Annotated in this window: 17 protein-coding genes; 7 read left to right on the top strand and 10 right to left on the bottom strand. The window is 47.9% G+C overall.

All coding sequences use genetic code 11. The features are described from left to right. Nucleotides 1-247 precede the first annotated feature (247 nt). Complete coding sequence (locus GV64_RS09455; protein WP_020585084.1) at nt 248-955, top strand: hypothetical protein; 708 nt, start codon at nt 248-250, stop codon at nt 953-955. 61 nt (nt 956-1,016) lie between these two features. Here the strand turns inward: GV64_RS09455 and GV64_RS09450 are convergent, their stop codons facing one another. The 6 genes from GV64_RS09450 to GV64_RS09425 form a co-directional block, all read right to left on the bottom strand. Next, the gene (locus tag GV64_RS09450) at nt 1,017-2,597 is read right to left on the bottom strand and encodes a FadD3 family acyl-CoA ligase (protein ID WP_020585085.1); all 1,581 of its coding nucleotides are present in this window, start codon (nt 2,595-2,597) and stop codon (nt 1,017-1,019) included. Between the two features lie 276 nt (nt 2,598-2,873). Then, nucleotides 2,874-3,971, bottom strand: coding sequence for a ferredoxin--NADP reductase (locus tag GV64_RS09445; protein WP_020585086.1), 1,098 nt, complete (start codon nt 3,969-3,971; stop codon nt 2,874-2,876). Nucleotides 3,972-3,992: 21 nt separating this feature from the next. Beyond that, nucleotides 3,993-4,742: a glucose 1-dehydrogenase gene (locus GV64_RS09440; protein WP_020585087.1), complete on the bottom strand. Its 750-nt coding sequence runs from the start codon at nt 4,740-4,742 to the stop codon at nt 3,993-3,995. After that, entirely contained in the window at nt 4,729-6,429 is a 1,701-nt protein-coding gene (locus tag GV64_RS09435; RefSeq protein ID WP_020585088.1) for an FAD-binding protein, read from the bottom strand. The genes GV64_RS09440 and GV64_RS09435 overlap by 14 nt, the downstream gene beginning before the upstream one ends. Nucleotides 6,430-6,478: 49 nt before the next feature. Next, on the bottom strand, nt 6,479-6,994 hold the full coding sequence (locus tag GV64_RS09430; protein WP_020585089.1) for a flavin reductase family protein: 516 nt from the start codon (nt 6,992-6,994) through the stop codon (nt 6,479-6,481). A 336-nt stretch (nt 6,995-7,330) separates the two neighbouring features. After that, nucleotides 7,331-7,930 (bottom strand): hypothetical protein, encoded by a 600-nt coding sequence (locus tag GV64_RS09425; protein WP_152553989.1) that lies wholly within the window; start codon nt 7,928-7,930, stop codon nt 7,331-7,333. 387 nt (nt 7,931-8,317) lie between these two features. Here GV64_RS09425 and GV64_RS09420 point away from each other — a divergent pair, with 387 nt between their 5' ends. The 3 genes from GV64_RS09420 to GV64_RS09410 all read left to right on the top strand — a co-directional run bounded on the left by GV64_RS09420 (nt 8,318) and on the right by GV64_RS09410 (nt 11,105). Further along, the gene (locus GV64_RS09420) at nt 8,318-9,502 is read left to right on the top strand and encodes an acyl-CoA dehydrogenase family protein (protein ID WP_020585091.1); all 1,185 of its coding nucleotides are present in this window, start codon (nt 8,318-8,320) and stop codon (nt 9,500-9,502) included. A gap of 204 nt (nt 9,503-9,706) precedes the next feature. Then, the gene (locus tag GV64_RS09415) at nt 9,707-10,342 is read left to right on the top strand and encodes a peroxiredoxin (protein WP_020585093.1); all 636 of its coding nucleotides are present in this window, start codon (nt 9,707-9,709) and stop codon (nt 10,340-10,342) included. A gap of 34 nt (nt 10,343-10,376) precedes the next feature. Then, a complete protein-coding gene (locus GV64_RS09410) occupies nt 10,377-11,105 on the top strand; it encodes an MBL fold metallo-hydrolase (protein WP_236632929.1) in 729 nt (242 codons plus the stop codon). A gap of 255 nt (nt 11,106-11,360) precedes the next feature. On the opposite strand, the gene GV64_RS09405 is transcribed toward GV64_RS09410, so the two are convergent. Genes GV64_RS09405 through GV64_RS09390 form a run of 4 tightly spaced genes read right to left on the bottom strand, consistent with a single transcriptional unit; the run spans nt 11,361 to nt 14,754 of the window. Continuing rightward, nucleotides 11,361-12,068, bottom strand: a complete 708-nt coding sequence (locus tag GV64_RS09405; protein WP_152553988.1) for a hypothetical protein — start codon at nt 12,066-12,068, stop codon at nt 11,361-11,363. Next, nucleotides 11,953-12,654: a deoxyribonuclease V gene (gene nfi, locus GV64_RS09400; protein ID WP_020585096.1), complete on the bottom strand. Its 702-nt coding sequence runs from the start codon at nt 12,652-12,654 to the stop codon at nt 11,953-11,955. The genes GV64_RS09405 and nfi overlap by 116 nt, the downstream gene beginning before the upstream one ends. Then, on the bottom strand, nt 12,647-14,038 hold the full coding sequence (locus GV64_RS09395) for an ATP-binding protein (protein ID WP_160171781.1): 1,392 nt from the start codon (nt 14,036-14,038) through the stop codon (nt 12,647-12,649). The genes nfi and GV64_RS09395 overlap by 8 nt, the downstream gene beginning before the upstream one ends. A gap of 11 nt (nt 14,039-14,049) precedes the next feature. Then, entirely contained in the window at nt 14,050-14,754 is a 705-nt protein-coding gene (locus GV64_RS09390; RefSeq protein WP_033403744.1) for a response regulator, read from the bottom strand. Between the two features lie 965 nt (nt 14,755-15,719). Here GV64_RS09390 and GV64_RS09380 point away from each other — a divergent pair. The 3 genes from GV64_RS09380 to GV64_RS09370 all read left to right on the top strand — a co-directional run bounded on the left by GV64_RS09380 (nt 15,720) and on the right by GV64_RS09370 (nt 22,568). Further along, nucleotides 15,720-16,946 (top strand): efflux RND transporter periplasmic adaptor subunit, encoded by a 1,227-nt coding sequence (locus tag GV64_RS09380; RefSeq protein ID WP_020585100.1) that lies wholly within the window; start codon nt 15,720-15,722, stop codon nt 16,944-16,946. A 1-nt stretch (nt 16,947) separates the two neighbouring features. Then, the gene (locus tag GV64_RS09375; protein ID WP_020585101.1) at nt 16,948-20,076 is read left to right on the top strand and encodes an efflux RND transporter permease subunit; all 3,129 of its coding nucleotides are present in this window, start codon (nt 16,948-16,950) and stop codon (nt 20,074-20,076) included. Between the two features lie 1,070 nt (nt 20,077-21,146). Further along, the gene (locus GV64_RS09370) at nt 21,147-22,568 is read left to right on the top strand and encodes a guided entry of tail-anchored proteins factor 1 (RefSeq protein WP_157237129.1); all 1,422 of its coding nucleotides are present in this window, start codon (nt 21,147-21,149) and stop codon (nt 22,566-22,568) included. The last annotated feature ends 33 nt before the right edge of the window (nt 22,569-22,601 follow it).

Raw genomic sequence — 22,601 nt, 5'->3', positions numbered from 1 at the left:
CCTGAATCATCAACAGCGTAATCGTTCGAATGGACGATATCGGCGCCTGCATCAACTCAGCAGAACCAAGAATTACTGACTATCTTATGTCCATGCTGGCTTGATGAGTCTTAAAAACCACTTGAAGAATTGTTTTTTTAGAGTCATTAGTTTTTACAGTCAGAGTTAATTCTTTATTCAGCTCTCATAATTAAAAATTTTGCTGCAGCGATTGAAATTTCACTTAATATTTTATCAGGAGGTTCAAATGTCCAGTGTCATTAAATCACTCCTTATCGGGATGATTGCCGTTTTCGTCACTGTCCAATCATGTCTTGGTGAGTCAGAAAATAACTCACATTCGAAAAAGCCAGACCCTACAGAAATAACATCCCCCATGCCTGCCATGGATGCGTCGTTATCCGAGAGTGACAAAGAAGAACTGAAAGCCACCATCATTGAGATGATACGAACCTTGAATACTTTTGACTTTGATGACTTCGCCAACTTCTTTGCAGAAGACTCATTAAAGCTATTAAAGCATCAGGTTCAACGCTATCACTCAAGTCATTTATTTGAGTTTGTTTTTCCTGAGGGAAGAGCAAAGGCCAATGAGCTTACTCCACAAGATTTTTTTATTCGAATCATTTCCAAATCAAAATTTAATGTTGGCATTTCCCGGGCCTACGAAATTAACTTAACCCCTAAATTTCGTATGCGGGCAGATGATGATGGAGAGATTGTAACCGTATTAACGACTTTCCCAGACTCATACTCCGGCTACCAAACCAGAAGCGAGGTATTCACATTCAGGAAAGTGGTGCACAAATGGATTCCAGAGATTCCAGACTTTATTCTCAGCGACTTTAAATATGATCTGAGCCGAAATTTTGCCAACCAGCGCACCTTCTATCCACTCTACCCGGTAACGGATACCTTCAACATTATGATGGGATCCTTTAAACCCTCAAATTAACATCCGGACCAACTTGTCACAGGTTAATAAAAAGCCTTGTATCAACAAGGCTTTTTATTAACTACACCAGTTTCTTTGCACTCTCTCTTAATTCAAATTTCAGCACTTTGCCTGACGCATTGGTTGGCAGGCTATCCACAATAGCTACATGCCTTGGCACCTTATAGTTTGCCATTTCCTGTCGGCACCAGGCTACCACATCGTCTTTACTAAGACTCTCACCGGATACTGGAATAATATAAGCCATCGCCACTTCACCCATTCTTTCATCGGGTATCCCTACCACAGCGACCTGCGCAATGGCCTTATGACTGCTCATCAGGTTTTCTATCTCTGCCGGGTAGACATTGAAACCTCCGGTAATGAACATATCCTTCATCCGATCGGTAATTTTCAGGTAACCCTGCTCGTCCATTACCCCGATGTCACCTGTATGCAACCAGCCATCAGAATCGATGGTTTCTGCAGTAGCCTCTGGGTTTTCAAAGTACCCTTGCATCAGGTTATAGCCTCGAATCACAACCTCCCCCGGTACTCCTGCAGCCACCTTATTTCCCTCACCATCAACACAGCAAACTTCTATACCGGGCATGGCACGACCGGAAGTATTGGCAATCAATTCCGGGTCATCTCCGGAACGACAGATAGTCGCAAAGCCACAAACCTCTGTAAGGCCATAAGCGGTGATAATGGTGTCAAAACCGAGCTCATCCCGCATTTGGTGAATCATGGAAACAGGAATCGCAGCCGCCCCCGTGACCGCAACCCGTAATGATGAAATATCAAATGTATCCAGTTCCGGATGAGCCAGAATGGATTGATAGAGTGTCGGAGGCCCCGGCAGTACAGAGACTTTCTCGTCGGAAATCATCTGCAGAATGGTAGACACATCAAATATTTGCAGTGGCAGAATTGTACACCCTCTCATTAAGGCAGCCATCCAGCCTGCCTTGTAGCCAAAAGAGTGGAAGAAAGGATTAACAATCAGATAACGATCCGCTTCCGTTAACCCAACAACCCCACTCCAGTCCTCAACCACCTGAAGGTTCTGACCATGACTGGTCATCACTCCTTTGGGCTTACCCGTAGTGCCCGAGGTAAACAGCAAATCAGACATGGAGTCAGATGCTACGTGCTGCTGACGTAACTGAACTTGTTCAGAAGAAGTATTTTCTGACTTTTGCAGAAACTCATTCCAGGAAATACAGTTTTCGGCACCTTGCCCACGGAATGTGACAATCGTCTCCAGTTCAGGAAGCGCCTCACCTTCCAGCATGTCCGGGTACTGGCAGTTTAGAAACTGATGAATACAGAACAACAGTTTCGCACCACTGGCACGAAGGACATAACCTGCTTCAGAACCTTTCATTCGGGTGTTCAATGGAACGAGTGCTGCCCCGACGGTCTGCAATGCAGTGGCCGCCACAATCCATTCATAAATATTGGGAGCCCAGACTGCTATACGATCCCCTGGCTTTACCCCCATAGAAAGCAATGAAGCGGCGGCTTTAAGGCGCAACTCATTCAGCTCTATAAAACTCAGAGTCACGTTTTCATCTTCAATCGCAGACCGGCTACCATAGGTATTAGCTGCGGCATCCATCAGATCAGGAATTGTATTTACTGCTTGCAGATCAATCATAACCGGTCGCTTCTTATTTATTTTTTGAACCACTTGGAACCACAAAGGTCACGAAGAACACAAAGAATCAAGAAATATAATCTTTGTGAGCTCTGTGTGCTTTGTGGTTAAGTATCCGGCCATATGAAGTCGAATATTTCTGGCTTATTGAACAGTTGCTATGCAAGGCACAACGGCGGAAGCATAGCAGGGCTATGTGACCAAAGTTGCAACGTGGCAGAGCGGCTGTCCAGTGAGTCAGAAAATATGATTTCATAGGCTTGGGTACTTAAAGGTTTAATCAGGGAACTTAACCTTAACGTCATTGCTCAATGGACGACTCTGACAGGCTAACGTCCACCCTTCTTCTAGCTCAGCTTCTGAAAGTACCTCGTTAAGACCCAGCTGAGTCTCACCACTCTCTACCATGCACATACAGGCACCACACATGCCTTCTTCACAGGATGCCGGGGCATCAAGATCCACTTTCTGCATAGCCTGAAGCAGGGTATCCCCTTTCTCATAGGCGACTTCATGCACCTCACCATCCAGCTCAGCTACGAACTGGGTAGTAATTGAGCCTTCTGCTGCAGCTTTTGCTTCTTTAGCTGCAGCTTCGGCCTGATCAGGATCCGGTGGAGAGACAAAACGCTCAGTGTGAATCCGCTCACGGGGCTCACCCAAACCGATCAGTGATGACTCAACCGTATCCATGAAAGGCCCTGGGCCGCAGATAAAATACTCACCATTCTCATGCCCTTCAACCAACTGTTTTACCATGGGCTGAGTCAGAAAGCCGTGAACAGAGTCCAGAATATGAACCACCTCCAGACGATCAATATTCTCTGCAGCAATCGCTTTCATTTCATCCTTGAAGATGACCGACTGGTCATCCCTGTTAGCATAAATCAGCTTTACTTTGCGATCGGTTGTTTTCAGTGCTGACTTCAGGATTGAGAACACCGGTGTGATACCAGAGCCACCACCAAAGAGAACAATATCGCCAGGAGGGGTTTTGCTGGTTAGATGAAACAAACCTGCTGGCGGCATCACTTCAATCAGATCACCGGCTTTAACTCCGTCGTTAATCCAGTTAGATATTCGACCACCGTCCACCCGCTTGATCGTCACCTTATGCTCAGGATCCACATGTGGCGAGCTGGCCAATGAGTAACAACGAGTGAGCTGCTTGCCTTCATAAGGGACTTTCAACGTCAGAAACTGACCAGGCAGATATTCGAATTGCTCCCGGACCTCTTCAGGAATACTGAACACCACGGACTTGCTATCGTGGGTTTCTTCGATGACAGCAGCTACTTCCAGACGATGGTAGCGCTGTTTTGGTGCACTTTCTTGTGCAACCTCTTGAACCGCTATAGCTTCTGAACTACTCATCTCTCAACTCCTAATCCGTTCCTAAACCCCTGATACCGTCTGGGCGTTATCAATTTTAAACTCACTGCCATTGACGAACCTAGATTCGTCAGATGCCAGAAACAACACCAGACTGGCGATCTCTTTCGGATCACACATCCGACTTTTCGGATCATTTTTTATTTCTTCTGACTGCGGCCCACCGGTAAAAGGCTGAGTCATGGGGGTATCAACACCATCAGGATGAACACTGTTACAACGTATCCGATAACCACGCTCTCGACAGTGAACCGCAACGGCACGGGTCAACGCGGTGACCGCCCCCTTGGAGGCAGAGTACGCACAGAAATGTGGCATACCTGCCAGTGCTGCAACCGATGACATATTGATGATTGAGCCACCACCGGTCTCTTTCATCGCCTTAACTGCATACTTACAGCCAAGGAAATAACCATCCCCATTCACCCGGTTAATCTTTTGCCAAAGATCCAGAGAGGTATCTTCAATAGAACCAGGAATCAAAATACCCGCATTATTGACCAATACATCCAACCGACCAAAAACATTCAATGTTTCTTTTATTACGTTCTGCCAGTCTGCCTCACTGCTGATATCCTGACGAATAAACAGCGCATTTTCACCAATTTCTGCAGCAAGGGCTTTACCGGCGTCTTCATTCAGATCTGTCAGCACCACCTTTGCACCTTCGGCTGCAAACAAAAGTGCATCTTCTTTACCCATACCACTGGCGGCACCGGTGATAATACAAACCTTTCCATCAACCCGCTTCATTTACAGCCTCCTTACTTGCGGACTGCTCCGCTGTATTCACTAATTTCTCACCAACCCGGGCCACGCTGCTACCAGCACGACGACCAGAAAAAATGCAATCAGCAATTGAAAGACCACTTACGTATAGGTTTGAAGCCACACCAATCGCATTTCTACCTGCAGAGTACAAGCCGGATATTCCATCCCCTTTTTGATCCAGAACCTGGCCAGTTTCCTCATTCACCTTCAGACCGCCCAGAGTAATCATTGGGCAGGGGAAAACAGAACTATTGAAGGAGATATCCATTGCATACCAGGGGCCCTGATCCAGAGGCGCCAGAAATCCGCTGGACTTACCTAATTCATCTTCTGCAAGGCCCTTTGCTGCATCGGTATAACTCTGGATTGTGGCCGCCAGTGCGCCTTCAGGAACCTTAATCTTTTTCGCCAGTTCAGCAATAGAGCTGGCCTTCTTGCAGTTCAGATACATGCTCATCAAGGCTGGAGCAGTCTGGAAAAACCAGATCTTACCTGGCAACACCTGATTAAATGCCTGTTTGAAGAGGTCTTTATTAAGAATCAGTGTTGCACGGCCATTGTGATGCTCAACCATCTCATAACCCAGCTTGGCTCCATAAACCTCTTCATTGCAGTAACGCTCGCCGTGATCATTAACCACAATCCCCTGTGCCCAGGCCAGCGGAGGGTTAATAAATCGCCAGGCACTCAGCTTATCCATTCGATCAATCGCTGCATCCGCGCCCATGCCCATCTGAATACCACTGCCGTCGCACCCTGTGGTTCCCAGTGATAAACCTTCCTGATATTTTGGGCCGTACTGTTTGACCATTTCACGGTTAAAGATGAAACCACCCGCAGTCAGAACCACCCCTTTTCTGGCGCGAATGTATTGAACAACTCCGGCACTTTCTTCGAGAGCCCGAACCTTGCCACGGACCTTGAAAGCAAGCTTGGGAGAATAATTATGAATAGCCGTCGCCAGATTAGACCACCGTTTATGATTGCGCGCCGCTTTAGTACCGGGCATCAAACGACGAACTTCTACACCGAGTACCGATCCGGATTCATCACACACCAGACGACGAACATCACTTTGAACCTGTAATTCAACCCCCCTGGCAAGGGCGGAAGCTTTTAACGGTGCAAACAGAGACGCACCGGAAAGACCCGGACCTTTCGCCCGATGCCCCCGGGGAGCAGGCTTCGCATGCTTTGCATAACTTCCGACAGCCTCATTACCGGAGTAATAGAGATAGTACTTATCACTTGGATAGGACGTTTTCACCGGTGGAATTTGACCAGAGAACTCAACATTATGACTCTGCAGCCAACGCAGATTCGTCGCACTCTGATCACAGAAACGCTTAAGTGTTTCCTCTTTTACCGCATCGCCTGTTTCCTGACGAAGGTAATTAAACATCTCCTCCGGGGTATCATCGAAACCTTCTGCTTTTTGAAACTCGGTCCCCCCACCGGAGTATACGACGCCACCGCTGCGTGCCGTAGCACCACCACCAAAAAAGCGATCCAGCGCCAATACAGAAACACGGTGATAACGAGCCTCAAGCGCCGCCGCCACACCCGAACCACCAAAACCAACCACGACAACATCACGCTCATCGTGCCACTGGATCTGGTCCGCACTCTCTACCTTTAAAGCATTTCGTTCTTCGGATGGACGACTCATAAGGTCTCTCTTCTTTTTATTATTTTTTATATAAAAAGGGGTGACTAAATCAGGCTGTTACCGCCTCGGCGGAGGTTGTATAACGGCCATCAACATAAATCAGTGGGCTGACATCCTCACTGTTCTGAATCTGTTTGATGCGACCTATATAGATGGTGTGTGTGCCGTAGCTGTATTTACCATCCTGCTCACAAATCAGCACTGACTGCGCATCTGAGAGATAGGGCAGACCTTCTTCACTGCTCTCCCAGTTACCTGTCAGAAAACGGTCTTCACCATGCGCCTTGCCGCCACACATGGCCGAAACTTCTTCCTGCTCACGGCTGAGAATATTGACACAAAAATCCACACCTTCTTCCAGAAGCGCATGCATGGCCGTAGACTGATTAACACAAACCAGCAATGAAGGTGGCTCAACGGACAAAGAAGTCACAGCAGTCGCCGCCATCGCATGACGCTGCTCCCCATTTGTGGAGGAAACAACAGTCACAGAGCTGGCCAGGCGGCGCATGGATTGAAGCATCTGCTCTTTCAACGGTTCATGGCGCTGTTTGGAATTAGTCATTATCCGCTCCTGGATCAATTCGCTGAGAATACGTTTTTCGAGGCTGTCTGAGAATAGCCTCCGATGCACTTACAACAGCGCTGCCTGAATTGTGTCGTTGTGACCAGAGAGCATCATCGTCCAAGGGGACTAACAGCTAAAATGGTGCTTCTGCCAGAAAACAGAGTTAATCAGGCAAGCACTATTTACACATAAGCAAGTAAGAGAATAAATACTGCAGGGCTATGAACCCGGCGTCACGGGAAGTCGCTCAACATAGGGAAACAATGAATATTGCAATGATCTTAGTTCAATTTTCTTATCGCAAATTTAGCACTCTTATCTTATGAAGCCTCTCTATGAGTTCGATGTGCTTATCACTGCCAATTTCAAATAGCCCTGCAGGACGCAGCCAGTTAAATACAATGTCATATTCCTCCTCTTCCAGCTCATCAATATGAGCTTCAAGTTTACGTTGATAAGTAGCTTTGAACCCCTCTTCAAAGGGGCTATCATATCGTCTTTAGAAACTTGCTTTTCTATTGCACAAGCTTCCACAGAATAAGGTTCATTTCGAGAATAATAGACTGAATCAAAAACATTCTCATGTTGATACTTTGTATTAGAGAGATGCTTTGTAGTGTGACGATGGCCAGCAAGCAGTGCGGAGTTATGAAAACCAACATTACAATCAGCACACTGAAATGGCCTGACCATGAAATGAGTTTTGTTTAGATGCTTGACCATTAGCCCAAATTGCTTACCTTTACAGTCATTGTATAATGCACAATCAAACATCACCTGACCGCCCATCTTTGATTGTTTTGCAAATAAAAGAACTTCCTTTTGAGTTTTAACCCCTCGACCACTAAAACTTCGTCCAACATCATCAGATCGATCACTCGTTCCACTAGATGAGGACTGGCAATATTGAATATCGATTTGAGGCCCTTGCACATCAACAACCCAAATTAAGGTATTTGAAGCTCTAAGAGCTATATGACACTTAAAACTATTGACTTATGGAGCCCCCGCCATCTGACCTGATGCAAAATCGGCTCTTTCCGGCAATCTGCCAGATATACGTCATACAATCAAAAGACAATAAACATCCATATAAGTTTCTCCAACCGTATGCAAGATGGTCCATTTAGAGTATGTCGGTTGCCTGCCAGACTGTTTCAATCCACAGTTAAGAGCGCCCTACCGGAGCGTGCTTTCGGGGAACTGGAGTACAGTGGTCTTGCCAGGAATAAACCCAATTGGCGCCAGCCAACAGTAGAAGATACTGATCAAATCCAGGTAAGGCCTCATCCAAACCGGTGACAACTGGAGATAATAATAATGAGTGATCAAGATCAGATTCGGCAGAAACTCTACGAACGAGCCCGGGAATTGGTGCCAGTACTGAAAGAGCGCACAGCTGAAGCCAATAACCAGGGCAAACTGCACGACGAAACCATTGCAGATTTTCAGGAAGCGGGTTTCTTCCGAATTCTCCAGCCTGCAAAATGGGGTGGCTACGAGCTGAAGCCTCATGACTTTTTCGAAGTTCAGATGACCCTGGCCGAAGGCTGTATGTCTTCAGCTTGGGTTCTCGGTGTCGTTGCTATCCACAACTGGCAGCTGGCCCTGTTTGATGATCGCGCTGCCCAGGATGTCTGGGGTGAAGACACCAGCGTTCTCATCTCCTCTTCTTATATGCCGGTTGGTAAAGTGGAACATGTAGAAGGTGGTTACAAGCTCAGCGGTAAATGGGGCTTCTCCTCCGGCTCCAAGCACTGCGAATGGGCATTTCTGGGAGCCATTGTTCCGCCAAAAAACGAAGGCGAGGCACCTGACTACCGGACATTCCTGGTACCTCGGGAAGATTACGAGATCGTGGACAACTGGGACACCATGGGGCTGCAGGCTACCGGCTCTCATGATGTCGTGGTAAAAGACAAATTTGTGCCAGAGTACCGCACGCACCGCTCTCTGGATGGTTTTATGCAGAACAGCCCAGGCAATGCAGTAAACACTGCACCACTGTTCAAGCTGCCCTTCGGACAGATCTTTGTTCGCGCCGTTTCTTCAGCAGCTATTGGCGCACTGAAAGGTGCCGTGGATGATTTCGTTGACTTTAACCGCAAGCGCATTGCCCTTCATGACGGGAAAGCGGTTGTTGAAGACCCTGGCGCACAAACTGCAGCGGCTAATGCGATGATGGTCGTCAGCGATTTGAAAACCATTCTCTTCAAAAACTTTGATATTTTGAGTGAGCGCGCTGAAGAAGGTGAACCTCTGGCCATCGAAGAACGCGTTAAAATGCGTTATGACTCTGCGGTTGTCGCTTCTCGTTGTGCCGATGCAATTACAGAGCTTTACCTGCACTGTGGCTCAGCTGCTATTCATAATGGTCACAAAGTTAACCAGGCTTTCCGTGATATTCAGACCGGTCGTACACACGTTGCCAACCAGCCTGCCAAGTATGCACGCAACTTTGGCGGTGTCGTGATGGGCCGTGAAACTACTGATTTTTTCCTTTAAGAAATCCCCTCTGTAACAGGGCTGATAACAGCAGCCCTGTTACTTCCCTCCCCCTTTCTCTTCCCCCCTGACTCTCTTCTCTCGCTTTAACTACTGAAAAAACCTGAAGAACAAAATTCATAAATTAATCTATTCTTCGGACTTGGAATCAGGAAAATTCATCCTTATTTCGCACCTTTCTTCAAATAAAATAAGAGGTTTTACATGGGCATCAGGCTTGGAGATACAGCACCTGACTTTACGGCAACAACGACTGAAGGCGATTTAACTTTTCATGACTGGCTTGATAATCAATGGGCGGTTTTATTTTCACACCCCAAAGACTTCACCCCTGTCTGCACCACTGAGCTTGGCCGTGTTGCCCAATTAAAGGATGAGTTTGACTCTAGAGGGGTTAAAGTTATAGGACTCAGTGTTGACCCTGTCGAATCCCACCATAGCTGGATCAAGGATATTGAAGAGACACAGAACACCACCATCAATTATCCACTGATTGCCGACTCTGACGGTAAAATAGCCGCCCTTTATGACATGCTGGATCCGACCTCAGAAGACACCATGACCGCCCGGAATGTTTTTGTTATCGGCCCTGATAAAAAAGTGAAATTAACCATTGTCTACCCGGCGTCCACAGGCAGGAACTTTGATGAAATACTCAGGATCATCGATTCCCTTCAACTGACCGCTGATTACCAGGTGGCAACCCCTGTTGACTGGAATCATGGCGAAGACTGCATCATTGTTCCGTCCATCCCTGATGAAGACATACCGGCCAAATTTCCTAAAGGGCATCAACGCATCAAGAGTTATCTACGAACCACACCACAACCCAACCTGTAGCCACCTCGCCAGCCTTTATTTTTATGCATAAAGGTTGGGCACAACAAATACCATCACCATGAATAACCTGATTTTCCGGCAACTGCAGGATCCAGAATCTCATACTTACACCTATATCCTTGGAGATGTGGACGCAAAAGAAGGCGTTCTGATTGACTCAGTCAGCGAGCAAACAGATCGAGATCTTCAGCTTTTGCAAGAACTGGGCCTCAGACCGAAACTTATCCTTGAGACACACGTGCATGCCGATCATATTACCGGAGCCTGGAAGCTGAGACAGCAAACCGGAGCCAACATAGCACTGAGCAAATCATCCTGTATTGATATGGCTGACCAGTTACTGGGTGATGGAGAAACTATTTATATTGGAGCTATTCCAGTCAAAACTATTGCAACACCAGGTCACACAAAAAGCTGTATGAGTTTCCTGTTTGATAACAAGGTATTGACCGGAGATACTCTCCTTATTCGTGCGACTGGACGGTGTGACTTTCAGGAGGGCTCTGCTGAGCAGTTATACGACAGTATTACTAACAAGCTGTTTACCCTGCCAGACCCAACCCTTGTATACCCTGCCCATGATTACCGTGGATTCACCAGCTCATCCATTGGAGAAGAAAAGCGATTTAATCAGAGAATCGGGGGAGGAAAGAGTAAAGAAGAATTTGTTGCCATCATGAACAGCCTGAACCTTGCGTACCCCAAAAAAATGGACATTGCAGTGCCAGCAAACCTTCGGTGTGGTTCAACAGATATTCTCTGAACACCTGCCTTTAAGATAGAGATTAAGGACTTCCCTTAATGCTTCGGAGGGTAATGCAAGTAACGTCACTGCTTGTTTCTGATCTATTACCTTACTCTAAGAGCCTGACCGTACTGCGGGATTCTTTTTTAAACCACAGAGGTCACAAAGAACACTAAGAAGCGCTTTTCCTTTGTGCTCTTTGCGAACTCTGTGGTTCAATCCTTAATCCATGAAAGCAGGAGATAAATACTTCACGTCTACCAGACACATCGACTATCCCGAATTGTTTTCCTTTTTATTCGGCACAACCTCAACCACAAGACTGCCATCACGGGTATCAAAGCGAATATCGCCTTCCTCATTATTTCTGGACAAAGCCTCAAGGGTTGCTGCCAGCTCCGGCGTTCTTTCCAGTGAAATAAGCGGCATTGCTGCAAGCTCTTTCAGCAGGGCTTTTTGGAAGCTGTCTACGATCATTGTTTTAAACAGTGCCACTTCCAGATCAATCCGGGCTTCCATAAAATCGATCTGATCAAAATAGATAGCCTGATCTTCCGTCGAGTACTTCAGCTGAGTAAATCCAGTGACCTGCACTGGTAGCTTTTCTGTAACCATGCCACCAAACACATCCGCATCAACCTTGCCATTGATATGAAACATCAGTGGTTTACCATCGCCCTGGATAAAGATCTGGGGGGTTTCCAGGTAAAGCTGTACCATCATAACTGGCAGCATATCCAAGCTGCGAATCTGCGGTGAGAGAAAACCGGCATCCACCATTTTCTGAAAGCTCTGCTGACTGTATGTTTCCCGATCATTTCCTGCACAGCCACCCAGCAACAGAACCAGTAGACCACAGGAAAAGCTAACGACCCAGAACCTGATTTGCCCTGATAACTGCCTGCCCCCGGTTTGAAGCCAGGGCATCTGCCCAGCGGGTAGTTTCTGGCAACCGGTACCGGGTAAGACATGCTTCAACATAATGCACCGCCGTGTTCAACGATATTCTATGGCCAATACTGATATACAGTGGGCGTACTGCAGTTCTGGTACGAACCACGCTCCCTATAAGTTCATTGTCATCCCAAAGCTCAACCCGGGCGCCTTTTTCCTCAGGCAGAATCTCACTTTTTCCACACAGCCGACTCTTGGCAACACCAATCGCCGGCAACCCGGTTAATACCCCAATATGACAAGCCACTCCAAATCTTCGGGGATGAGCAATCCCCTGACCATCACAGAACAGCAGATCTGGCTGAACCGATAACCGGGAAAGTGCTTCCAGAATGGCTGGGCATTCCCGAAATGACAGTAATCCGGGAATATAAGGCATCAGGGTCGGTACTTTGGCAACCGCGTAGTCCAGAAGTTCCAGCCCGGGAAAAGCCAGTACGGCCACAGCAGCCCGGGTAACGCTACCCTTCTCTTCAAAGCCAACATCAACACCGGCAACGCAACGGACCTCAGGCAAGTCATCATACTGAATGACTTGCCTGGCCAGCGTCGTCTGCAAAGTTCTGGCCTCTGCATAAGACAAATCCCAGCAGTGAAGATCCAGGTCAGGCACTCAACCCATTCCTTAACGGAAGGCGAATGGACACCTCAAGACCGGGATGAGCATTACGGGCAATAATAGAGCCGTTGTGCTGTGATACTGCCGTGCTTGCAATAGCCATCCCAAGGCCCGTTCCATCATTTTCTTTCCCCCGGGTTTCATCTACCCGGAAAAATGGTTCAAACAAATCTTCAAGAGCCTCTTCAGGCACACCAGGTCCGTGGTCCCGAATACGAATCAGAGCCATATCATTTTCACGGAACAGACGCACCTCAACTTCTGAGCCTTCCGGCGTAAAGCGGATTGCATTCCTGATAATGTTTTCCACCGCACTGGAGAGAAACTCACGAACAGCAACCAGCTCAATCTTAGCGGTTTCTTTGAAAACCACCGCCTTATCACGAGCCTGAGCTTCAAAGTTTCCATCATCTACCAGTTTTTTCAGCATGACTTCAAGCGAAACCTTCTCGCAGGCCATATTGGCCATATTATGCTGAATACGGGAAAAGTGGATGATCTGCCCAATCAGCTGATCCAGTCGCTCAATTTCACGCTCAATACGGGCATGCTCTGCTTCTGCATCGGGTGTCTTTCTTCTCGCCAGAGCCAGAGAAATCTGCAGTCGGGTTAACGGTGACCTTAGCTCGTGGGATACATCCCGGAGCAAACGCTCTTTACTGAACACCAGAGAACCGACCTGCTCTGCCATATGGTCAAAGTCTCTGGCCAGCTCTCCCAACTCATCTCGACGTTTAGCAACCTTGACACCCACGCGGGCACTCAGGTCACCTCGAGCCAGCTTTCTTGATGCCCTCTGCAGGTTGCGAATAGGGCCTACCAGGTAGCGCGCCAATACCACACAAAGGAAGAAGCTGACACCCAGTGCCAGAATAATAAGATGCCATTGCCTTGCCACCACCTGTTGCACCCGCCAGTGCACCAGCATTGGCATCTCTTTAGTGAGGTAAAGCTCATAAGGGGCATCATTCAGGGTAATGCGCTGAGGGCCTACGACAACAACACCTCTTCGAAAAGTGATCGTTGGGTCACTGCGATTCCGGGTTTTGTTGTAGGCAGAAATCAACTCTTCAGAGATAGATGCACTGCCCAGAATATTACCTTCGGTATCAAACAGGTAATAGCCACTGCCTGGAAACCTTGGGATAGGCAGGTGCACAGAGGTGCGGGACAAAAGTTCCATCTTGCGAGCTGCTATTTCCAGCTCGCGAAACAGCGCCCGCCGTTCTGAAAGGAAGTCGGAAGGGTCCACCGTGACGGCAAATGCCAGAAACAGTGTGACCAGCATGGCAATCATGGTTAACCAAAACCACAGAAAGATCTTCCAGAAGACACTATGCCATGGCCAGACCACAAGCCGGGGGATTTTAAATCGCACTCGTAACCCCATCAGCCCGGAAGAATATAAAAATAGCCAGAACCACGAACGGTTTTAATTCTCAGACTGCCGTCAGGCCGGGTACCAATTTTCTTGCGCACATTGCTCACATGCATATCAATCGCACGATCATAAAGCGTCAGTTTACGGTTCAAAGCAATCTGGGTCAGATCATCCCGGGAAATGAGTTCTCCCGCTTTTTCAATCAGCGTTTTCAGCACCAGAAATTCTGTTGCAGTCAATTCCAGAGGTTCGCCAGAAATGGCAGCCTCACGGTTCGCAAGGTTTAATGCAATGTCATCAATCTGCAAGGTCCGGCTGGTCCCTTCAGGAATCAGCGGCGTTCGGCCGCGACGCAAAATGGCCTTGATTCTGGCCACCAGTTCACGGTGATTGTAAGGCTTGGGCAGGTAATCATCAGCACCTATTTCCAGACCAATAATCCGATCCACATCGTCACCACGGGCAGTCAGCATCAAAACCGGAATATCGGATTGCTGACGAATCTGTTTCAAAGCATCGAAGCCGTTCAGTTTAGGCAACGTTACATCCAATAGCACCAGGTCATGCATCCCGGACAGAGCCGCATCAACCCCTGCTTCACCATCATGAACAGCAGAGACAGTAAATCCCTCTGTGGCCAGGTATTCCACCAGCAATTCACAGAGCTCAATATCATCATCAATCAGCAATAGCTTGGCATTGGTTTTGCTCATGGTTTGCTCCATAAAAAAAAGACCCCGCCTTGGGGGAAGCGGGGTTAAAGGTACAGCTCATGGGGTAACTGATTGCCAAGCCAGCCAACCCCCCGCTTGGGCTTTCTGGCCACCTCTATCGATATACCATTTCAATAGAGGCTTTTTCATACCACTTTAATTCCAAAGATACAGCTGATTGACTATTCTAAATCCTGCAGAACATTATAAGAAAATGTACTGCTCTCAGCTGTTAGCCTCTTGAGTTATTCACTCAATGTGATTCTGACCTCCCTTTCCTGCTTCTTAATAATATGCAAAAAGGGCTTAACCAGTACTCTCCGAGGCGCGGGACATCATATCATTCATCTATCAGGAATGCTTTTTTAAACGATTACTGACAGTTTTCCGGTTTATCGCCTGCAACAACTGCACTTAAACCTGCTGTTCCTGAATGTAGGTACAGTGTATTGGCTTGCATCTCAATCGGGTCAATAGATCCGGTAAAAGCAGTGTAAAGCCCTGCCTTATTCCATTTTGAATAGTAAAAAAACTGCCAACTTCGGTTTTCCACATGGCTATAGATACATAAAACCCATACTATCCGTCACAACCCATAACCCTGTATGCTGTCCGATGCTTTGCACGGAGCATTCCCCTATGAAGAGCCGAAGACAGGCACTCTAACCGCAGAGTCATTCGGGGTTAATACACAACAAGTACCAATCAGACTTTCCCCTCAATGCAGGGCGTGGTGTTTGAGGGGAGATATACAAGGCAAATTTTCTGTTGAGCCCAGACAGTGCCTATTCGTGTATCTGCCCCAAATGTCAGGACCATAGAGGGTATTAAAGCGAACGGTATAAAGAGGCTGCTGTGATAGCGGTATTGGCAGCCACCAGAATAGAGATGTGCTTAAACTAATGGTCTGGCACATCATTGCTTTTGCGGGTCCTGCAAGAACCTGACCCCTTACGGAGCTATCAATGATCGCTAAAATCACTGATCGTAAATTCGGAAAATGGCTTCCGATAGGCGCCTTAGCCACCTCTATATTATTTCTGGCAGGGTGCTCAGAAGACAAGCAACAGCAACAGCATCAGATGCCCCCCCCAGCTGTTTCCGTATTTAACGTGGCTGATCAGGAAGTAGGCGAATACCATGAGTTCGTAGCCCGTTCCGAAGCAATTGATGTCGTCGATATTCGTGCCCGGGTTGAAGGTTTTCTTGTCGAAAGAAACTTCACTGAAGGCGGCCTGGTGGAAAAAGATCAGCTGCTCTATGAAATTGACCGAGCGCCGTTTATTGCCGCTCTTAAAGGTGCTGAAGCCCAGCTGGCCAGCAGCAAGGCTAACCTGGTCAATGCTCAGAAGAACCTTGAGCGTGGCCGGGACCTGGTGAAAAAAGGGTTTATCAGTCAGGCTGATTTCGATATGCAAACCAGCACGGAAGCACAGGCTGTTGCCGGTGTTGAGGCCGCGGAAGCCAGTCTGGAAACCGCACAGATCAACCTGAGCTACACTCGCATCACCGCACCTTTTAAAGGTGAAATCGGCAAATCAACCTACAGCGTTGGTAACCTGGTCGGCCCTACCAGCCAACCACTGGCAACTCTGACCAGCATGGACCCTATCTATGTCACCTTCCAGGTGGATGAGCGACAGCTGATCAGTCATATGATGGACAATGCCATGGCGGCAGGCCAGAAAGCAGACGCCGAAGAAGAAGCGCCGATTGAGGAAAAGGAAGAGTTCAAGCTAACACTGAAGCTGCCTAACGGTCAGGAGTATAACCAGCCAGGCACCTTCCGCTTCGCCGACACCCAGGTGGACGAAACAACCGGCACACTGACACTGCGTGCTTCTTTCCCTAACCCTCACGGTATCATTCTGCCAGGGCTGTATGTCAACCTGCAGGCGGAAAGCAATGCCAAGACCATGCAACCGATGATCCCTCAGGCTGCCGTTCAGCAGAACCAGTCCGGCCACTTTGTACTGGTAGTAACACCTGAGAATACTGTCGAAACCCGCCAGGTTACCCTGGGACGACGTATCGGTGCCATGTGGGTGGTGACCAAAGGCCTGAAAGCCAATGAGCACATCATTGTTCAAGGTCTGCAGAAAGTTCGCCCAGGTGCCAAAGTAACCCCGGGACTGGTAACGGTGAACCCAACCACCGGCACCATTACCCCTGAGCAGGAGAAGGGTAACTGAGATGATCAGCCAGTTTTTTATTAACCGGCCAAAGTTCGCTTTCGTCATCTCGATAGTGATTACCCTGGTCGGCCTGATCTCACTGATGACACTGCCAGTGAGCCAGTACCCGGAAATAGCGCCGCCCCAGGTGACTATTAATGCCATGTATCCCGGCGCTGATGCCGAGACCGTTGAAGAAGCGGTTATCCGACCCATTGAAGAGCAGGTTAATGGTGTTGAGGGGATGATCTACATCAACTCCACCGCTGACAACAGTGGCTCTGCGTCTATCACGGTCACTTTTGAGACCGGTATTGATCAGGACATGGCCATGGTTAACGTTCAGAACCGCGTAGCGGTTGCTGAACCCAGCCTGCCGGAAGATGTTCGCCGCCTTGGCGTCACGGTGCGTAAGCAGTCGTCCAACATGTTGCTTGGGGTCAACCTGATTTCAGAAAGTGGTGAGTATGATCAGATCTTCCTGAACAACTACGCCAACAACTATCTGAAAGAGCCACTGGCTCGTATCAATGGTGTTGCCAGTGCCGAAGTACTGGGTCCCATGACCTACAGTATGCGTCTGTGGCTGAATCCTAACCGGATGGCCGCTCTGGATGTCACCACCAGTGATATCGCCAGTGCCATTAATGAGCAGAACACCATTGTTGCAGCGGGTAAGCTGGGTCAGGGACCAACCCTTCCCGACCAGCAGTTCACCTATACCATCAAGACTCAGGGTCGTCTGAGTAGCCCTGAAGCGTTCGGTAATATTATTGTCCGTGCGCAACCTGATGGCTCATTTATCCGTGTAAAAGATGTGGCCCGCGTTGAACTGGGTTCACAGAGCTATGAAGGTGATGCCCGCCTGAATAACGACCCGACTGCATTTCTGGTTATCTATCAGCAGCCTGATGCCAACGCCATGGAAGTGGCTGAAGGCGTGAAGGCGGAGATGAAGAATCTGGCCAATACCTTCCCGGAAGGTATCGAGTACGTTATCAAGTTTGACACCACCGACTTCATCGATGCTTCCATCAACGAAGTCGTTAAAACACTCTTTGAAGCCGTACTTCTGGTAATCCTGGTGGTGTTCCTGTTCCTGCAGAACTGGCGGGCAACGCTCATTCCGGCAATCGCTATCCCGGTATCGTTGATCGGTACCTTTGCGGTCATGAAACTGCTGGGCTTCTCCATCAACACCATTACCCTGTTTGGTCTGGTGCTGGCGATCGGGGTTGTAGTAGACGACGCGATTGTTGTTATTGAAAACGTCGAACGTCTGATCACCCAGGAAAACATGTCCCCCAAAGATGCAACCAGTCTGGCCATGAAAGAAGTATCTGGACCGATCGTTGCAACCACCCTGGTGCTGCTGGCGGTATTCGTACCGGTTGGCTTTATGCCGGGCATAACGGGGGGGCTATACTCACAGTTTGCCGTCACCATCTCGGTCGCCGTATTAATTTCTTCCATCAACGCCCTGACCCTCAGCCCGGCTCTCTGTGCTACATTGCTGAAGAAAGGCAACCTGGCCCAGATCGTCTGGTTAAGGCCCGTAGAGAACTTTATTACCCGGCTGACTAGGGGTTACAAGAGCTGGGTATCACTGCTGCTGCGTCGTTCTATTCTCGGCATGGCCCTCTTTGCCATTATGATGGCGGCCACCGGCTTTATGTTCACCTCAACACCCACCGGTTTTGTGCCTGATGAAGACCAGGGCTTCTTCCTGGTGGATATCCAGCTGCCAGACGCCGCCTCTTTGAATCGTACCGAAGAGGTCATGCGACAGATTACGGATATAGTCCGTACTGAAAAGGGTGTCGACAGTGTGATCACCGTCTCCGGCTTCAGTATTTTCAGTGGCGCTAACTCCAACGGTGGTATGGCCATTGTGGTTCTGGATAACTGGGATGAGCGCCAAAGCCCGGAACTTCACCAGAGCGCAATCCTGAATAATACACAGGGCAAACTTTGGGGGCTTCCGGAAGCTCAGGCCATGGCATTTGCCTTCCCGCCAATTCCAGGCCTTGGTGCATCCGGTGGTTTCGACTTCCGCCTGCAGGACACCATGAGTCGTTCTCCCCAGGAGCTGTCTCAGGTGTTGAATGGACTGATCTACGAAGCCAATCAGCAACCAGATCTCAGTCGTGTATTCTCTACCTGGCGGGCGAATGTTCCTCAGTACTACCTCGAGGTTGATCGCAACAAGGCCAAAGCTCAGGAAATATCACTCTCCGAGATCTTCATGACTCTGCAGACTCAGCTGGGATCGCTCTATGTGAATGATTTCACCATGCTGGGAAGAACCTACCAGGTCAACCTGCAGGCTGAAAGTGTTGACCGGGCTGAGCCTTCTGACCTGAGCAAGTTCTATGTGCGCAATATGAAGGGTGAGATGGTTCCACTGACCACCGTTGCCTCTCTGAAGCCAATTCTTGGCCCCAGTAACATTGGTCACTACAATCTCTACCGCTCGGTCAATATCAGTGGTCAGGCCGCACCGGGTTACAGCTCTGGTGATGCACTGGCTACCATGGAAAAATTGGCAGCGAACCTACCGGATGGTTACACCTACTCCTGGTCTGGACAGTCATTACAGGAAATTGAAGCCGGTAACCTGGCCCCAATCCTCTTTGGCCTGGCCTTCCTGTTCGTATACCTGTTCCTGGTAGCCCAGTACGAAAGCTGGACCATGCCCATTGCCATCATCATTGCCGTACCCATCGCCACCTTCGGTGCCTTTGTAGGCATTAACGTGATGCGCAACTGGAACCCACTGCTGGCCAATGATATCTACGCCCAGATAGGTATGGTACTGCTGATCGGTATTGCCGCAAAAACAGCGATTTTGATAGTAGAGTTTGCCATGGTTCAACGCCGGGAAGGCAACAGTATCTTTGACTCTGCGGTGAATGCTGCCGGCCTGCGTTTCCGTGCGGTACTGATGACCGCTCTGTCCTTTATTCTCGGGGTACTGCCTCTGGTTCTGGCCAGCGGGGCTGGTGCTGCAAGCCGTCAGATTATTGGTATTACCGTAAGCTCCGGTATGCTGGCAGCCACGATTTTTGGTACTCTGCTGATCCCAGTGTTCTATCTGTTGCTGCAAAAGCTGCGCGAGCACTTTGACCCCAACAAGGCTAACTGTTAATTCAGTTAGCTTTATCCCAAGGCCTCCACAGTGGAGGCCTTTTTTATGCAGGGGAACCAATTCAGAGCCTGAGTAATCTAACACCGAGCGTTTCAAGCCATAAAAATCAGAGGGGCTTGGATTTTACATACGGCTGAATGATTGGATTTACCATGGCTGAAATAAACTTTCCTTCGCTTTTAAGCCCAGTTCATAGGGCTACTCCCCCCCAGGAAACAGGAGAACATGATGCGGCTGATCTTTTGCAGCAAACACCTGACGCCCCAAGGTTAGGAAGTCATACCCTTACCCATTTCTCAACATCATCATGCCGAGATAATGTAATTAAGAATGAGAATGAAACCAAAAAAACAATTCCAGAAGCTTATTTGCCAGAAAATAAGCTATCTAAATATAAGATTAAGGGTGAGCACTGCATATCTAGCCTATTAAACTGGGATTTCTTCTCACCGTCTCCAACAATTTTATGGACTTTCCCTGCAACAGGACAGATGAGACACTCTCCCGATAGCAGGACCACTACTCAAGTATTACCAGCACCTTCTTCGGAGCCAACTCTCAGACTTCGACTGCAAACTCCGTCGCACCAGCAATCCGCCGCACCTGATTTACCTGACTGGAGAGAGTTCCACTTCAATTTAAATAACGCCATGGAAAAACTATTTCAACACTTGCCGAACGATACTAATGGTCAAGATCCTCTATCAATGCTCTATTGGAAGATTTTTCAGTTCTCACTATTGCGCAGCAGTGGTGATATTTCTCAAGAAGATATATCACAATTGAATAAATTTATAAGAAATACTGATTTAATCCGACATAACAACCCAAAAATGAGAGCATATGAAGACCTGAGAAATCTATCTAATCTTCTCAGAGGAATATGCTTTTCCAGAAAATGCCATAACCTTTTATCAGCTATCCATTCAGACAGAAACCCTGACACGCGATGTCAGCAGTTAATGACAGAGCTTATTCAGCTGGACTCAAATAACCAAATCTTAGCAAGATGGCGAACAGCCATAAGCACGATCCAAGCTGAGCTGAAAGCAAGGCAGCTATTACACTCAATGTCTGATCTTGCATTAGCCCAAAGATCAGACGCTCCTCCAGCATCGATACAACAAGGAGCTATTGGAGGCATAGGTATTTCAGAGCGGCCATCTCGAGCGACTCTGTTTCAAGAAACAGAAAAACTGATGAAAGAAAGACATGAAGTTGCTGACTCGCTGAGGAAAATTGACCAGCACACCACTGAAGGTCAAGAAAAATACGCAAAGCTTAATCGAAAACTCCAGGCGCTTAATAAACAGATAGATCAAAATATCGAAATCTATCACCGCTGCTATGGTCTGGAAACATCGAATCTGATTCAAAGCTGGTGCGCTTCAGCAACATCAGCACTGGCAACAGAAGGGTCTGCAACCATCCAGGGTCTTCAGCATCTGCAAAGCCAAATCGAGTCCGCAATTGACGAGATAGAACTCTTTTTTGATAAAAAAACACATCATTTATGCCGGTATACCTGGAACCAGCTAACCGATGCACTCAATAGAATCCAGTCAGCAGAAGACTTTCTCAGAGTCAGAAGATGGATCAACAATGATCAGGCAATCATACCCAACCAAGTACGCCCCGGTGATGACCAACCTCTTTACTTTCTCTTTCAGGAGCTAAGTCAGGATCTTGAAAATCAAATATGTATATTTGGTATGGCCGACCTCTGTGATCAGGAGAGAGAGCAAGCAAGAACAAACATAGTCAAAGCAACAAAAAGGGTGGATAAGATCATAGAGGTTTTTCGTACAGTCATTCATCGCTATGAACGTTTAAAATCTGATCATCAGTATCCACATCAATTAGCCGAGATGGAAGAAGCTTCCAGAAAAGGACATAGAGTAACCGCTACTGCCCCCTCCCCAAAAATTCAAGACCGTCTTCTATTAATAAAAACACTGAATAACCCCTCAATTGATACCGATCACCTTCTGGATATGAGCGATGAGGATTTTCAGCTTATTTTTAATCTATTAGGCGGTAAACAGCTAACCGATGAAAACAGGAAAACCATTGCAAAAAATAGTTGGCAACTGACCGAAGGGAATAACCTGATGACCCAACGAGGCCATGAGCGAGTCACGGTTGTCGCCATTGGGAGCCTGTACCAATTAATTGATACGGCAAGTAATACGCCCATTGGAACACTGGATCGTGTCCGCTGGGAACGAATCCATAAGCGCCTTGAACGAGAAGGGCTCAGAGGGGCAGTTAATATTACCCGGCAGATGATTCTGGATGATTTCAGGGACTTTCCAACAACTGAAGAGCAATGGCAGACTCAAAGGCCTGAAGGAATAGGAGGTTTTCTGGATACGGTTCACCAACAAGGGGGAGTGGTTGTTCCAAACCCAGTAGATAATGAACGACCTGACGACCAGCCGGTATCCTCAGAGATATTACGACATCAAAGAAGATATTTTCAAAGACCATAGAAAAGCCTGATACTATTTTTAATCATCATAATT

The organism is Endozoicomonas elysicola (assembly GCF_000710775.1).
Taxonomy (GTDB): domain Bacteria; phylum Pseudomonadota; class Gammaproteobacteria; order Pseudomonadales; family Endozoicomonadaceae; genus Endozoicomonas; species Endozoicomonas elysicola.
The sequence above is the reverse complement of the archived record's forward strand: the minus strand, read 5'-3'. Positions and strand labels throughout refer to the sequence as shown.